Source organism: Luteibacter sp. PvP120, from assembly GCF_054055715.1.
This window is the reverse complement of sequence record NZ_JBSRXP010000007.1, coordinates 149572-164015: the sequence shown is the minus strand read 5'-3', so window position 1 is coordinate 164015 and position 14444 is coordinate 149572. Positions and strand designations below refer to the sequence as shown.

General features: G+C 65.5%; 13 protein-coding genes. 9 read left to right on the top strand and 4 right to left on the bottom strand.

Annotated features, from left to right (window positions below; translation table 11 throughout):
- The first annotated feature begins 165 nt into the window (after positions 1-165).
- The 3 genes from ACVKN3_RS15295 to ppa all read left to right on the top strand — a co-directional run bounded on the left by ACVKN3_RS15295 (position 166) and on the right by ppa (position 5077).
- On the top strand, positions 166-2214 hold the full coding sequence (locus ACVKN3_RS15295; RefSeq protein ID WP_036139549.1) for a sodium-translocating pyrophosphatase: 2049 nt from the start codon (positions 166-168) through the stop codon (positions 2212-2214).
- 106 nt (positions 2215-2320) lie between these two features.
- Entirely contained in the window at positions 2321-4447 is a 2127-nt protein-coding gene (locus ACVKN3_RS15290) for a prolyl oligopeptidase family serine peptidase (RefSeq protein ID WP_354516011.1), read from the top strand.
- Positions 4448-4543: 96 nt separating this feature from the next.
- Positions 4544-5077: an inorganic diphosphatase gene (gene ppa / locus ACVKN3_RS15285; protein ID WP_285403028.1), complete on the top strand. Its 534-nt coding sequence runs from the start codon at positions 4544-4546 to the stop codon at positions 5075-5077.
- A 215-nt stretch (positions 5078-5292) separates the two neighbouring features.
- Here ppa and ACVKN3_RS15280 read toward each other — a convergent pair whose 3' ends face one another.
- The 3 genes from ACVKN3_RS15280 to ACVKN3_RS15270 form a co-directional block, all read right to left on the bottom strand.
- A complete protein-coding gene (locus ACVKN3_RS15280; RefSeq protein ID WP_285403026.1) occupies positions 5293-6312 on the bottom strand; it encodes a DUF2333 family protein in 1020 nt (339 codons plus the stop codon).
- Positions 6313-6378: 66 nt separating this feature from the next.
- Positions 6379-6969, bottom strand: coding sequence for a ferritin-like domain-containing protein (locus tag ACVKN3_RS15275; protein WP_036139540.1), 591 nt, complete (start codon positions 6967-6969; stop codon positions 6379-6381).
- Positions 6970-7098: 129 nt separating this feature from the next.
- Positions 7099-7764 (bottom strand): TetR/AcrR family transcriptional regulator, encoded by a 666-nt coding sequence (locus ACVKN3_RS15270; RefSeq protein WP_285403022.1) that lies wholly within the window; start codon positions 7762-7764, stop codon positions 7099-7101.
- Positions 7765-8127: 363 nt separating this feature from the next.
- Between ACVKN3_RS15270 and ACVKN3_RS15265 the strand changes: the two genes are divergently transcribed.
- The 5 genes from ACVKN3_RS15265 to ACVKN3_RS15245 all read left to right on the top strand — a co-directional run bounded on the left by ACVKN3_RS15265 (position 8128) and on the right by ACVKN3_RS15245 (position 12016).
- A complete protein-coding gene (locus tag ACVKN3_RS15265; RefSeq protein WP_354516014.1) occupies positions 8128-8787 on the top strand; it encodes a protein-L-isoaspartate O-methyltransferase family protein in 660 nt (219 codons plus the stop codon).
- 34 nt (positions 8788-8821) lie between these two features.
- Positions 8822-10180, top strand: coding sequence for a TolC family outer membrane protein (locus ACVKN3_RS15260; protein WP_285403018.1), 1359 nt, complete (start codon positions 8822-8824; stop codon positions 10178-10180).
- Positions 10181-10306: 126 nt separating this feature from the next.
- The gene (locus ACVKN3_RS15255) at positions 10307-10600 is read left to right on the top strand and encodes a hypothetical protein (RefSeq protein ID WP_036139530.1); all 294 of its coding nucleotides are present in this window, start codon (positions 10307-10309) and stop codon (positions 10598-10600) included.
- A 511-nt stretch (positions 10601-11111) separates the two neighbouring features.
- Positions 11112-11714, top strand: a complete 603-nt coding sequence (locus ACVKN3_RS15250; RefSeq protein ID WP_036139528.1) for a hypothetical protein — start codon at positions 11112-11114, stop codon at positions 11712-11714.
- Between the two features lie 26 nt (positions 11715-11740).
- Positions 11741-12016 (top strand): hypothetical protein, encoded by a 276-nt coding sequence (locus ACVKN3_RS15245; protein ID WP_354516017.1) that lies wholly within the window; start codon positions 11741-11743, stop codon positions 12014-12016.
- 63 nt (positions 12017-12079) lie between these two features.
- Here the strand turns inward: ACVKN3_RS15245 and waaA are convergent, their stop codons facing one another.
- Complete coding sequence (waaA, locus tag ACVKN3_RS15240; protein WP_036143834.1) at positions 12080-13345, bottom strand: lipid IV(A) 3-deoxy-D-manno-octulosonic acid transferase; 1266 nt, start codon at positions 13343-13345, stop codon at positions 12080-12082.
- Between the two features lie 79 nt (positions 13346-13424).
- On the opposite strand from waaA, the gene lpxL reads away from it, so the two are divergent.
- On the top strand, positions 13425-14342 hold the full coding sequence (gene lpxL / locus ACVKN3_RS15235; protein WP_081916379.1) for an LpxL/LpxP family Kdo(2)-lipid IV(A) lauroyl/palmitoleoyl acyltransferase: 918 nt from the start codon (positions 13425-13427) through the stop codon (positions 14340-14342).
- Positions 14343-14444 lie beyond the last annotated feature (102 nt).

Genomic DNA, 14444 nt, shown 5'->3' with positions numbered 1-14444 from the left:
GGCGGCATGGGCCTACACGTGGGCTGCGTTTTTCAGATCAACGCGTTCCCCGTGGCAAAGCCAAAAGCGCATACCCCTCCTTGCGCAGCGCACAACACCTTCCACCGCCTCCGGTGCCTATACTCGGCCCGGGCCCTGCCGGGCTCCCACCATGGGGAGGCTACGATGCTGCAGCAGTACGCTTTGTGGATCGCGCTGGCATGCGCGCTCGTTGCGATCGTGTATGGCGCATTCTCGGTCAGATGGGTATTGGCCCAGTCGCCCGGCAACGCTCGCATGCAGGAGATCGCCGCGGCGATCCAGGAAGGCGCCCGCGCCTATCTCAATCGCCAGTACGCCACCATCGGTGCCGTCGGCATCGTCCTCTTCCTTCTTATCGGCCTCTTCCTCGACTGGGGCACCGCGGTAGGTTTCGCACTCGGTGCCGTGCTTTCCGGGGCGACCGGCTACATCGGCATGAACGTGTCGGTTCGCGCCAACGTCCGCACCGCCGAGGCCGCCCGTAGCGGCCTTTCTTCTGCCCTGGCGGTGGCCTTCCGCGGTGGCGCGGTCACCGGCATGCTGGTGGTCGGCCTGGGCCTGCTCGGCGTGGCCGGCTATTACGGCGTGCTGTTGCATATGGGTTACGAGCGTACGCATGCGCTGCATGCACTGGTCGGCTTTGCCTTCGGCTCCTCGCTGATCTCCATCTTCGCGCGGCTGGGCGGCGGCATCTTCACCAAGGGCGCCGACGTGGGCGCGGACCTGGTCGGCAAGGTGGAAGCCGGCATTCCCGAGGACGACCCGCGCAACCCGGCGGTAATCGCGGACAACGTGGGCGACAACGTCGGCGACTGCGCGGGCATGGCGGCGGACCTGTTCGAGACCTACGCGGTGACGCTGATCGCCACGATGCTGCTGGGCGGGGTGATGGCCACCGAGGTCGGCCCGTCGGGCGTGCTCTATCCGCTGGTGCTCGGCGGTGCGTCGATCGTGGCGTCGGTGATCGGCACGTTCTTCGTCAAGAACCGCGGCGGCAAGATCATGAATGCGCTGTATGCCGGCGTGTTCGTCTCGGCGCTGCTCGCAGCGATCGCGTTCTGGCCGATCACGCAGTCGATGATGGCGGATTCGTCGTTCGGGCCGACCCGGCTGTTCGGCTGCACGATCATCGGGCTGGTGCTCACCGGCGCCATCGTGGTCATCACCGAGTACTACACTGCCACCGAGTACGGACCCGTGCGGCACGTGGCGCAATCGTCCACCACCGGTCATGCGACCAACATCATCGCGGGGCTGGGCGTGTCGATGAAGTCCACCGCGCTGCCCGTACTGGCAGTGTGCGCGGCGATCTGGGGCGCACACACCCTAGCCGGCCTCTACGGCATCGCCATCGCGGCTACCGCCATGCTCAGCATGACCGGCATGGTGGTGGCGCTGGATGCGTACGGCCCCATCACCGACAACGCTGGCGGCATCGCCGAGATGGCCGAACTGCCGGCCGAGGTGCGCGGCGTCACCGACCCGCTGGACGCCGTGGGCAACACCACCAAGGCGGTGACCAAGGGCTATGCGATCGGTTCCGCCGGCCTGGCCGCCCTGGTGCTGTTCGCCGACTACACGCACAACCTCAACCTGCATTTCGGCGGCACGGAGGTGCGCTTCGACCTGTCCAATCACTACGTGATCATTGGCCTGCTGATCGGCGGCCTGATCCCGTATCTTTTTGCGGCCATGGCGATGGAAGCGGTGGGCCGCGCGGCCGGTGCCGTGGTGGAGGAAGTGCGCCGGCAGTTCCGCGAGATCGCCGGGATCATGGAGGGCACCACGCGCCCGGATTACTCGCGGGCCGTGGACATGCTGACCCGCTCGGCGATCCGCGAAATGCTGGTGCCCTCGCTGCTGCCGGTGCTGGTACCCGTGGTGGTGATCTTCGGCTTCAAGTGGCTGGGCGGACCGGAGGCTGGGGCCCAGGCGCTGGGCGGCGTGCTGATCGGCACCATCGTCACCGGCCTGTTCGTGGCCATCTCCATGACGACCGGGGGCGGCGCCTGGGACAACGCCAAGAAGTACATCGAGGACGGCCACTTCGGCGGCAAGGGCTCCGAGGCCCACAAGGCGGCGGTCACCGGGGACACGGTGGGCGACCCTTATAAGGACACGGCAGGGCCGGCGGTCAACCCGCTGATCAAGATCATCAATATCGTGGCCTTGCTGCTGATTCCGTTGTTGTGATCGAGGGGCGAGGGCCACCCAGGCCCTCTAGCCCGAAAGTCATGGGTGGCGGGCCCCTCGGCGTGCGCTAAGGTCGGGGCCCGTTCTGCCTTACGGATACGATCCCATGCAACGACGCTGGATTGCGCTGGCCATCGCCCTTACCTTCATGGGCATGACCCAAGCCCACGATGCCCCGAAGACCCCTTCCGGCCAGGCCGCCCCGGCCGCCGGCGATGACGAAAACCTCTGGCTCGACGACATCGACGGCGCCAAGCCGCTCGCATGGGTCAAGGAGCGCAACGCCGAAACCGTGGCGAAATACGCCAAGAGCGAGACCTTCACCTCGCTGGATGCGCGCCTGCTCGAAGTGCTCGACTCCGAAGCCCGCATTCCGATGGTCTCGAAGATCGGCGATCACTTCTACAACTTCTGGCGCGACAAGGCCCACCCCAAGGGGCTGTGGCGGCGCACCACGCTGGCGGAATACCGCAAGGACAACCCGGCCTGGGAGACTGTGATCGACCTGGACGCGCTGTCCGCTTCCGAGAAGGAAAACTGGGTGTGGCACGGTGCGCAGTGCCTGCGGCCGGCCAATCGCCGCTGCCTGGTCTCGCTGTCGCGCGCCGGCGCCGACGCCGACGTGATCCGTGAGTTCGACCTCACCACGCGCAGCTTCATCAAGGACGGCTTCACCCTGCCCGAAGCCAAGACCCAGGTCGCCTGGATCGATGACGACCACCTGTTCGTCGCCACCGACTTCGGCCCGGGCTCGCTGACCGAGTCCAGTTACCCGCGCATCGTGAAGGAATGGAAGCGCGGCACGCCGCTGTCGTCCGCCACCACGGTGTACGAAGGCACCGCCAAGGACATGTCGATCTCGGCCTATCGTGACCTCACGCCCGGTTTCCAGCGCGATTTCGTGCAGCGGGCGCTGGAGTTCTACAACACCGAGACGTTCCTGCGCGGCAAGGACGGCAAGCTGGTCAAGATCGACGTGCCCAACGACGCCGAGACGGACGTGGAGCGCGAGTGGCTGCTGGTCGAGCCGCGCACGGCGTGGACCGTAGGCGGCACCACCTACCCGTCCGGTTCGCTGGTGGCCACGAAGTTCGACGACTTCATGGCCGGCAAGCGCGAGTTCACCGTGTTGTTCACGCCGGACGAGCACAGCTCGCTGTCGGGCCACTCGTGGACGCGCCATCACCTGATCCTCAACGTGATGCGCGACGTGGTCAGCCAGATCCAGATACTGACCCCGAATGCGAAAGGCCCCTGGACGAGCGAATCGCTGGGCGGCGCGCCGCCGCTGAGCACGATGGACGCCGGTGGGATCGATGCCGACGATTCGGACGAGTACTTCCTCACCGTGTCCGGCTTTCTCCAGCCGACGACGCTCTATTACGGCGTGCTCGGCCAGGGCGAACGCTCGGCCATCAAGCACAGCCCGGCGTTCTTCGACGCGTCGAAGTTCGCGGTCAGCCAGCACTTCGCCACCTCCAAGGACGGCACCAAGGTGCCCTACTTCGAGATCGCCCCGAAGGGCCTGAAAGCCGACGGTAACAACCCGACCCTGGTCTACGGCTACGGCGGTTTCGAGATCCCGCTGCAACCGGCGTATTCCGGCGGCGTCGGGCGCGCCTGGCTGGAAAAGGGCGGCGTGTATGTCATCGCCAACATCCGTGGCGGCGGCGAGTACGGCCCGCGCTGGCACCAGGCGGCCCTCAAGGCCAACCGCCCGCGTGCCTACGAGGACTTCGCGGCGGTGTCGCAGGACCTGATCGACCGCAAGATCACCAGCCCGAAGCACATGGGCATGATGGGCGGCAGCAACGGCGGCCTGCTGGCCGGCAACATGCTGACCCGCTACCCGCAGCTCTACGGTGCCGTGGTCAGCCAGGTCGCCCTGCTCGACATGAAGCGCTATACCCATATGTCGGCAGGCGCCTCGTGGATGGCCGAATTCGGCGACCCGGACAAGCCGGAAGAGTGGAAGTACATCCAGACCTTCTCGCCGTACCACAACCTGCACAAGGGCACCCACTATCCGGCCGTGCTGTTCACCACCTCCACGCGCGACGACCGCGTGGGCCCGGTGCACGCGCGCAAGATGGCCGCCCGCATGCAGGCCATGGGCCTGGATGCCTCGCTGTATGAAAACCTCGAGGGCGGCCATGGCGCGGCGGCGGACAACAAGCAGTCGGCCTTCATGAACGCACTGGCCTATACCTACCTCTGGGACCACCTGAAGTAGCCGGCCGGGGCCGCCTGACGTCGCTTTTGCGGCGCGGGCGGCTAGCCCGTATCCTATTCGGCCGCTTCCCTCCCCCATTACTCGTCAAGGAATCCCATGGGTCTGCATCTCGTTCCCGCCGGCAAGAACGTACCGGACGAAATCAACGTCATCATCGAAATCCCCAAGGATGCCGAGCCGGTCAAGTACGAAGTGGACAAGGAAAGCGGCGCGATCTTCGTCGACCGCATCCTCTCCACGCCCATGCGCTACCCCTGCAACTACGGCTACGTGCCGGGCACGCTCGGTGGCGACGGCGATCCGCTGGACGCCCTGGTGATCCTGCCGCTGTCGCTGGTGCCCGGCTCGGTGATCCGCTGCCATCCGGTCGGCATGCTCAAGATGAGCGACGAGGCAGGCGCCGACGAGAAGCTGGTGGTGGTTCCGGTGGAAAAGGTGTTCGCCGGCTACTCGCACATCAAGGACATCGCCCAGGTCTCCGGCCACTGGCTGGAGCGCATCGGCCACTTCTTCGAGCACTACAAGGACCTGGAGAAGGGCAAGTGGGTCAAGGTCGAGGGCTGGGTTGGCGCGGATGAGGCCAAGGCGGAAATCGTGGCTGGCATGGCTCGGTATAAGGCCGACCATTAAGCTCGCCTAGGCGGCTATCGCGCACATCGTGCGCTTTTGCATGTACGTTTATCGCCCACATCGTGGGCTCCTACAGCGCTCGTGTAGGAGCCCACGATGTGGGCGATAAACGTTTCGTGGCCCGACGTTGTCGCTTGATCTACGTCGACGTACATCGTTTATCGCGCACATCGTGCGCTCCTACATGGGTTTATTCGGGTTAACGGTGTATGCGGTTAGCCGCGGCCTAACAGCGTGCGCAGGTCGATGATGGCGGCGTTGGCGCGGGAGATGTAATTGGCCATCACCAGCGAGTGGTTGGCGAAGAAGCCGAACGGCGCGCCGTTGAGCACCACGGGGCTGCCCAGGTCTTTCTGCGATTCTTCCAGCTCGCGGATCACCTGCTCGAGGCTGGCGTCGGCGTTCTTGCTGCGCAGGATGGGGGCGAAATCGTGGCGGATCGCCTTGAGCTGCTCCAGCAGTGCCCAGGTATAGCCACGCGCCTCGTAGAAGTTGTCGTCGATCTTGTTCCAGGGCGTCTTGACGTACACCGCCCTGGCCGGGCCAGCCTTGCCGCCGACGTCGGCGTTGGGCGCCGCGTCCACCTTCAGCTGGCCTGCGGCGGCGGACAACCGTTGCGACAGTGAGCCGAGACGACCCGAGACCGTCTGCAGGTAATCGGCCAGGTTGTCGGCGCGGGCGTAGAAATGCGCGTTCGCATCCTCGGCGTCGCTCAGGCGGCCCAGGTAGTTTTCAAGGTCATCGACGGCCTTACCGTACTGCGACTCCGAGCTGGGCAGCAGCCAACGATCGTTCGGGCTGTTGAGCAGCGGATCGGCCTCGCCCAGGGACTTGTCTTCCGTGGATTGCGTCTGCGAGCGGCTCAGGTCGTTGCGCAGCGCACGCGAGAGATCGCGCGACGCCGTCAGCGAGCCGAATTCCCAGTTGGGCATGTTGTCCATGAACACGCCGGGCGGCATCTTGTCGTTGCTGAGGTAGCCGCCACGCTTGGTCATCAGCGTGTCGACCGACCGGATCAGCGTGTACGTGGTGACCGCGCCGGTGGCCATGGGTCGGCCGATGTCCTTCATATGGGCCGTGGTGACCGCGACCGGATCGAACTGTTCCGGCTCCTTGTCCCACCACCACATGAAGAACAGCATGACCAGCAGCAGGATCGCCACCAGGGTGGCGACCAGCAGGCCGATCGGGTTTTGCCTTCGCCGGGACGGCGCGGGAGTGGCGGTCGCATTCATGATGTCTTTCCTTATCGTCGCGAACGTGAGCGCCTAGCTTACCTAATCGATGCCGGGAGGACCGGATCAGTGCGAGGATGACTGGGACGGCTCCCAGGCCTGCACCGGCTCGCCCTTCGCGCCCAGGTTCTCCAGCAGGGTCGCCATATCCTCGGCGTGCTCTTCTTCCTGGGCCAGGATGTCTTCCATGATGCGACGCGTGGTCGGATCGTCGTCACCGATGTACTGGACGATCTCGCGGTAGCTGTCGATGGCGATGCGCTCGGCCACCAGGTCTTCCTTGATCATCTCCACCAGCGTGGTGCCTTCCACGTAATCCGCGTGGCTGCGCGAGAGCAAGCCTTCCGGATTGAAATTGGGCGTGCCGTCCAGCTGGGTGATGCGCTCGGCGATGCGGTCGGCGTGCTCCTGCTCCTCGCGCGCGTGCTCCAGGAACTCCGACTTCACGCTCTGGGAATGGATACCCGGCGCCATGTAGTAGTGGTACTTGTAGCGGAGCACGCAGACGATTTCCGTCGCGAGCGCTTCGTTGAGCAGCTTGATCACCGTTTCGCGATCGGCGCGGTAACCCGCGGTCACGGCGCCATCGTCGATGTGCTCGCGGGCGCGCTTGCGGATGTTCTCGATATCGCTGATGAACGGCTTCGTCGTGGCCATGGCCTGGTCTCCTGGGAGAGTGGGTAGGGCCACGACGGTAAGGACGTTGCTGGGAAAGCCGGGTGAAGAATGTGCGGGGTGAGAATCGTCCGCATTACGCGCACTTAGCGTCGTGCGCGCCTCACTGCGCTATGCCTTCGCCGTGCGCGGCTGATAGGCGTTGAGGAACATTTCCACGGCCGCCAATGCATTGGCATTGACCTCCTCGGCAAACTGCACCGCGCAGTCCTCGCAACCGAACAGGCGACGGATCAGCAGGTCGCCCTTAAGGAGCGCGAGGAACTGCGTGCTGGCCCGCGACACATCGGGAATCTCCAGCTGGCCGCGCGCCACGGCGCCCTCGAACAACCGCTGCATCAGCTTGTGCATGCGGGCCGGGCCTTCTTCCCAGACCAGGCGACCGAATCGCGGATTGCCGCCCGACTGGCAGTCCGAGAGGATCGCCCGGAACGTGCCGACGGTTTCGGTGTTGGTTTCCGTCGCCGCGTGCCGGCTGGCGATGTTGGTCAACGTGACGCGTATATCGGCGCCCTGGCTGAAATCGAACAGGTCGTCCGGGAGGCGTTCCTGCACGTGCGCACGGATCACTTCACGGAACAGGTTGTCCTTGTCGCCGAAGTGGCTGTACACGGTCAGCTTGGACACACCCGCCGCTGCAGCCACGGCATCCATGCTCGTGCCGGCGAAGCCACCCTGTGTGAACAGTGCCTTGGCCGCCTCGAGAATGGCCGCGCGCTTTTCCATGTCCTTGGGACGACCAGGGCCCTGCGGCTTCATTTTCGGGCTGGCGTTCATGGCTGCACCTTCACAAACTGAAAATATGACTTTATTATACGCAGCGGTTCAGTTATTTCCACTTTTCCTGCGGCGCATGCCGACAGGGGTGGAGACGACGGAAAGGCTGTCCTTCGTGTCTCGGAATGAAATGGGGTCGCCCTCGGGCGAAACCCAAGGCGTTCAGGGGCTTGCGGTCGCGGTTGTTCAGGCAGGAGCGAGCGAAGGCGCCCATGGGGGGTGACTTCCGTCAGCCCCATCCGGTGACTTCCGGCACTTAGTCGGGACACCACCGTAGCCGCAGCCTTCGATCCATTGGGAAAACGGGCGCTAAGCGCTTATCCTTTCGAACCTTTTTCAGCTTTTTGTACGGGACCCGACACCATGGCGATGAATTTCGAACAGGCACGGCAGAACATGGTCGAGAACCAGGTCCGCCCCTGGGAAGTGCTCGACGCCGACGTCCTGGAGACGCTCAAGGGCGTTCGCCGCGAGGATTTCGTCGCGCCGGCCCACCGTAACGTGGCCTTTGCCGACCTCACCCTGCCCCTGGGCCATGGCGAGGTCATGATGAAACCCGTCGTGGAAGGCCGCGTGCTGCAGGCCCTGGAACTGAAGAAGACCGACGAGGTGCTGGAAATCGGCACCGGCTCCGGCTTCCTCACCGCCTGCCTGGCCCGTCTTGCCGGCAAGGTCACCAGCATCGACATGCATGCCGACTTCGTGGACGCCGCGCGCGAGCGCCTGGCCGCCGCGATGGTCACCAATGCCACGGTCGAAACGGCCGAAGCGGTCAACGGCTACACCCCGACGGGCGTTTTCGATGCCGTCGTGATCACCGCCGCGGTGCATTCGGTGCCCGAGAAGTTCGTGCGCTGGCTGAAGCCGGGTGGGCGCATGTTCGTCGTACGCGGCGACTCCCCCGCGCAGACGGCGGTGCTCCTCACCCATGAGGGCGAGGGCCGCTTCCGTGAAGAGTCGCTGTTCGAAACGGACCTTCCCTACCTGGCGCATGCCGCGCCGGTGAAGCGCTTCGTGCTCTGACCCCCAGATTTTCCATTACCCACGAGGCGAAACCATGCGCTTGAAGCTGCTCACCGTCGCGCTGGCACTGGCCGCGATGCCTTTCGCGAGCCACGCCGAAGACCTGCTCGACGCCTACCGCCAGGCCCGGGCGAACGATCCGGTGCTGTCGCAGGCCGATTCCAACCGGCTCGCCACGGGCGAGACCGTCGTGCAGAGCCGTGCGCTGCTGCTGCCGCAGGTCAGTGCACAGCTGCAGCTGAGCCAGTCGGAGCCGAACGGGAGAGATCCCCTCGTCCTGAACGACGGCACCGTGGTCAGTAACGACATCGGTCATACCCGCACGCGCAGCTCCAGCCTTTCGGTCTCCCAGAGCGTGGTCGATTTCAGCCGCTACGCGGACCTGAAGGCCTCGAAGTCGTCGTCCGAAGCGCAGGACGCCACCTATGAGGCGGCCCTCCAGCAGTTGTCGACGCGCGTGGCCACCGCCTACTTCCAGGTACTGACCAACGACGACGCACTGACCTTCGCCAAGGCCAACGAGCAGGCGCTCGCCCGCCAGTTGGAACAGGCGCAGCAGCGTTTCGATGTCGGCCTGTCCGCCATCACCGACGTGCAGGATGCCAAGGCCCAGCACGATACCGCCGTGGCCTCGGTGATCACCGCCGAGAACACGCTGGCCGACTCGCGTGAGGCCCTGACCCAGATCACGGGCAAGCCGTCGGACAACCTGAAGAAGCTGCGTGAGCAGCTGCCGATGGACCCACCCACGCCCAACGATCCGAAGGCCTGGGTGGCCGAGGCGGTCAAGAGCAATCCGACCATCCTCGCGTCGCAGTACAACGTCGAGTCCGCGGAACACAGCATTTCCTCGGCCCGCGCCGCGCATCTACCCACACTGGATGCCACCGCCGGCTACAGCAAGAGCACCGCCTGGACCCAGAATGCGGGGACGCTTTCGTCCAGCAACACCAGCAGCAACGGCCGTGGTGGCACCACCGTCGGCCTGACCTTGAGCGTGCCTATCTTCTCCGGCGGTGCCACCCAGTCGCGCGTGCGCCAGTCGATCTACCAGCGCGATTCCGCGCAGGATTCCCTGGAAAGCTCCCGCCGCCAGGTGGTTCGCGACACGCTCAACTACTACCGCTCCGTGGTCGCCGGCATCAGCAAGGTCGAGGCCACCAAGGCGGCGGTCGAGTCGTCGGAAAGCGCGCGTGACGCCACGCAGGCCGGCTTCGAAGTCGGTACCCGCACCATCGTCGACGTGCTGATCGCGCAGCAGAACCTGACCTCCGCGCTCAGCGACTACTCTCAGGCCCGCCACCAGTTCATCCTCGACAAGCTGCTGCTGAAGCAGACCGCCGGCACGGTGGACGTCAAGGACCTCGAAGCGATCAACGCGCTGCTGCAGTAACGCATCGCAGAGGGGCCCGAAGCGACGGAACGACATACAACGTCGCCCGGGCCCTACATCGATGCGGCGCGTGGGAAAGCCATACTTTGCATGCCCATCCGGGCATGACTCAGTAAAGGACTACCCATGAAAATGCATGCAGCAGGTCTGGCCGCCTTGATGGCCTTCGTTCCCACCATCGCGCTGGCCACCGGCACGGCCACCACGTCGCACACCGACCATGTCATCTCGGTGGAAAAAGGCAACGCCGTCGAGCGCGTGGCCCGCGACATGGCGCACGCCGAACTGGAGCAGGCCTGCGCCAGCAAGGGCGGCTCCATCGTTCAGGTAACTTACAAGAGCACGCCGATCTGGGGCGGTTCCCACCCAGTCACGCGCGTGCAGGCCACGGCGGTATGCCGGGTAAGCGGCGCAGAGTGATTCGGTCATGGGCGGGCGGATTGCCCGCCCATCTTTATACGCGCGACGATGATCTGCCCCCACATCCATCCATGGACGAACATGGACCGTCTCCTCTTTAGCAAGGTCGAGGCCACCAAGGCCGCGGTCGAGTCGTCCGCCACCAGTTCATCCTCGACAAGTTGCTGCTGAAGCAGACCGCCGGCACGGTGGACGTCAAGGACCTCGAAGCGATCAACGCGCTACTGCAGTAGCAGCGCACGCACGTGCGCGACATGTGTTGAGGCCGAACCTTGGAGCTGCCGCGCCAGCTCAGGGGTCATCGAGAAACGATTCGCGCACGTGCGTGCGCTCCTACGGGTCGGTCTCAACCCAGGTCGCGTACACGGAAGAACGGGCCCTCGCGGGCCCGTTTTTTTTGTGTACCAGAGCGCCGCCTACACTCACACGCGCAATGGGCTTACAGCCGGCCGCGGGCGAGCCATAGATCATGGGCAGGCCCAACCGGGCCAAGCCACGACCAAGGACGCTCATGATCCGAACCAGCCTGTTCTCCGCCGCCGCGATACTCGCGGCATCCTCCGTTTTTGCAGAGGCGACATCGCCCTCGCCAGGCCGCGAGCCGAAAATCGTCGAGCAGGAAAGTGCCGTCGCGTTCGAATACGACGTCCGCAACAAGGGCGTGCTCGGTTCGTTCAGGCCGACCTATGAAGCCCTGTGGGCGGCCACGATGAAGAACTGCGACGCGCGGGGTGGTTATCTCGCCGAGTACCACGACGGCTTCAAGCGTAAGTATGTGGATACACGGGAAGGCGGCGTGCGCAGCAATGCCTACGCCACCTGCCGCATCGACGTGCCGGAAGAGCCGGCGCTCACCGGCAGCGAACCCACGCCCTTGGCCACCATCGCCCTGGGCACGGGCCTCGACGGGACGAAGGGACTCGTCGAAGCCTCGGGCAACAAGCGCCTGGCCTATCTCGCCGTTCGCGAAAAGGTCTTCCAGACCTGTCTCGACAACGATCGCCGCGTGCGCTTCATGAGCGTGGCGACCACGCCGAAACCAAACGGCGATACGACCGTGGAAGCCCGCTTCGCCTGCAACTCCGCCATGAACGCGTCGCCGCAGCGCGATTGAATCCCCCGTCTGAAAAGGATTTCCCCATGAAAGCACTCATCATTACCGGCCTGCTGATGGCCGGCAACGCCACCGCAGCCACCGCCGCGCCGCAGCCGTCGAACGTCACCCGCGAGTCGGTCGAGATTCTCCGCGGCCAGCTCGACGGCTTCGATCGTGTGGCGACCCAGAGACAGCTGCTCGACGTGATCGAGCGCGAGTGCGCGTCGATCGGCGGCACGGTGACGGACTACCACGTGATCGCTACCCCATCGAGCCTGGGCTTCAAGTTCGATGCCGAGGTGACCTGCCGTATCCGCTGACACGTCACCGCCCCTGGAGAGTACGGTCTGGCTCCGTTATACGGAGCCGACGCGGAGCCGCGCTTACTCCTGAAGCAGCGTATCGACCAGATCCATCACCTTGCCCACCGAGCCGCGCTCGCTGTCGAAGACATAGCGGGCGCGGTCTCCCATGTGCTCGCGCCGCTCGCGGTCACGCAACAGCGCCAGCACCTGCCCGCCCAGCGCGTCGCCGTCCTTCACCCGCTGGCCGCCGCCTTCGTCGAGCAGCGCCTGGGTGATCTCCTCGAAATTGAAGGTGTACGGCCCGACCAGCACGGGCTTGTTCAACGCCGCCGGTTCCAGCACGTTGTGCCCGCCGATGGATACCAGGCTGCCGCCGACGAAGGCCACGTCGGACGCGGCGAAGAAGCGCAGCAACTCACCCATCGAGTCGATGACGAAGCACTGCGTGGCATGCCCGGGAACGCCGTCGCCGCTGCGCGTGCCGACCTGGAAGCCCAGGCTACGCACCGAGGACTCCACGGCCTTGAACCGCTCGGGATGGCGCGGCGCGATCAGCAACAAGGCGTCCGGCAAGCGGCGCATCACGGCCAGGTGGGCCTCGAGCACGCACATTTCCTCACCCTCGTGCGTGCTGGCGGCGATCCACACCGGGCGCCCCGTGCCCCATGCTTCACGCATGGCCAGTCCGGCCTGCAGGGCTGAATCCGGCACCGGCATGTCGAACTTGAGATTGCCGCACACGGTGAGCTGGCTGGGCTCCGCGCCCAGCAGCCGGTAACGCGCGGCATCCGTGCGCGATTGCGCGGCAATGTGGCTGACGCAACGCAGCGCCCGGCGCACCAGCGAACTCATGCGCGCGTAACCGCGCAGCGAGCGCTCGGACAGCCGGGCATTGGCGATCAGCAGCGGGATGCCGTGCTTGCGGCAGGCGAAATACAGGTTGGGCCAGATCTCCGTCTCGACGATGACGGCCAGCCTCGGCCGCGTGCTGCGCAGGAAGCGCCTCACCGCAAAGGGCAGGTCGTACGGCAGGTAGACGCTGTGCACGGTGTCGCCGAACAACTGCCGTACGCGCTCGGAGCCCGTGGGGGTGACCGTGGTGACCAGCATGGGGGCGTGCGGATAGGACGCCATCAACGCCTTGACCAGGGGCTCGGCCGCGTTCACCTCGCCTACCGATACCGCGTGCACCCAGAGGCAGCCCGCCAGCCGGGGTTCGGGGAAGCGACCGAAGCGCTCGCGCCAGCGCACGTGGTAGTCGCCATAGCGCATGCCCCGCGCCATCAGGCGCAGCATCACCAGCGGGGTGAACAGGTACATCGCGAAGTTGTAGAGCACACGCAGCAGCACGCGAATCCCTGTTTGGTACGTGGCCCGTCAGTATAGCCGCGCCCATTCGTTACAATGGGCGGACATGCCTGGTATGCCCCGCCCCACCCTCACGCGTCACCTGCTCTCGCCCCGTCAATGGCCGGCGTGGGCCGGGGTGGGCTTCATCTGGCTGATCGCCCACCTGCCCTTCCGCTGGCTGATGCGGCTGGGGCGCCTGGCCGGCCGGCTCGCGCTGCACCTGAATCCGGAACGCCGGCGCATCGCCGCGACCAACATCGCCCTGTGCTTCCCCGAGCTGGACGCCGACGCGCAAAAGGCCCTGGTCCGCGCCAACCTGTGCGACGTGGGCATGATGCTGGCCGAATTCGCCCTGGGCTGGATGGGCTCGGACCGGGCCATCGCGCGCGTACCGGTGACCGTCGAGGGCCTGGAGCACCTCGAGGCCGCCCGCGCCGCCGGCCGAGGGGTCCTGCTGGTGGGGGGGCACTTCTCGCACCTGGAGCTGAGCGCCCGCCTGGTTTCCTCGCGTATCCGCATCGCCGGCATGTACCGGCGCATGGACTCCGAGGTGTTCGAGTTCGCGGTGCTGCGCGCGCGCCTGCATTACGCGGAAGCCATGTTCGACAAGGACGATATCCGCGGCAGCGTGCGCTACCTCAAGGCGGGCGGCACGCTGTGGTACGCGCCCGACCAGGACATGCGCAGCAAGGACAACGTGTTCGTGCCGTTCTTCGGCGTTCCCGCCGCCACGATCACCGCGACGCATCACCTGGCCCGGCTATCCAACGCGCTGGTCATTCCGTTCTATCACCGCCGCCTGCCGGACGATGCCGGTTACGTCATGCGCCTGGGCGCGCCGCTGGACGACTTCCCCAGCCAGGACGCGGCAAGCGACACGGCGCGCGTCAACGCACAGATCGAACAGATGGCGCGCGAAGCGCCCGAGCAGTATCTCTGGGTGCACAAGCGGTTCAAGACGCGACCGCCGGGCGCCGCAAAAATCTACTGAGACTTTCGCCGGGCTTTCGTAAGGGATAACGCCTACACACGCATCGGCTTTCTTCGCAAGGAACGAAAGCTTCGCGAAAAAACACGCGCGTAGAACGTCCGT

Bases quoted from the DNA above. Each gene is read 5' to 3' on its own strand.
- ACVKN3_RS15265 (WP_354516014.1), top strand. From the start codon at position 8,128: ATGGCGATGAATTTCGAACAGGCACGGCAGAACATGGTCGAGAACCAG.
- ACVKN3_RS15250 (WP_036139528.1), top strand. From the start codon at position 11,112: ATGATCCGAACCAGCCTGTTCTCCGCCGCCGCGATACTCGCGGCATCC.
- ACVKN3_RS15295 (WP_036139549.1), top strand. From the start codon at position 166: ATGCTGCAGCAGTACGCTTTGTGGATCGCGCTGGCATGCGCGCTCGTT.
- ACVKN3_RS15275 (WP_036139540.1), bottom strand. From the start codon at position 6,969: ATGGCCACGACGAAGCCGTTCATCAGCGATATCGAGAACATCCGCAAG.
- ACVKN3_RS15255 (WP_036139530.1), top strand. From the start codon at position 10,307: ATGAAAATGCATGCAGCAGGTCTGGCCGCCTTGATGGCCTTCGTTCCC.
- ACVKN3_RS15290 (WP_354516011.1), top strand. From the start codon at position 2,321: ATGCAACGACGCTGGATTGCGCTGGCCATCGCCCTTACCTTCATGGGC.
- lpxL (WP_081916379.1), top strand. From the start codon at position 13,425: ATGCCCCGCCCCACCCTCACGCGTCACCTGCTCTCGCCCCGTCAATGG.
- ACVKN3_RS15260 (WP_285403018.1), top strand. From the start codon at position 8,822: ATGCGCTTGAAGCTGCTCACCGTCGCGCTGGCACTGGCCGCGATGCCT.
- ACVKN3_RS15245 (WP_354516017.1), top strand. From the start codon at position 11,741: ATGAAAGCACTCATCATTACCGGCCTGCTGATGGCCGGCAACGCCACC.
- ppa (WP_285403028.1), top strand. From the start codon at position 4,544: ATGGGTCTGCATCTCGTTCCCGCCGGCAAGAACGTACCGGACGAAATC.
- ACVKN3_RS15270 (WP_285403022.1), bottom strand. From the start codon at position 7,764: ATGAACGCCAGCCCGAAAATGAAGCCGCAGGGCCCTGGTCGTCCCAAG.
- ACVKN3_RS15280 (WP_285403026.1), bottom strand. From the start codon at position 6,312: ATGAATGCGACCGCCACTCCCGCGCCGTCCCGGCGAAGGCAAAACCCG.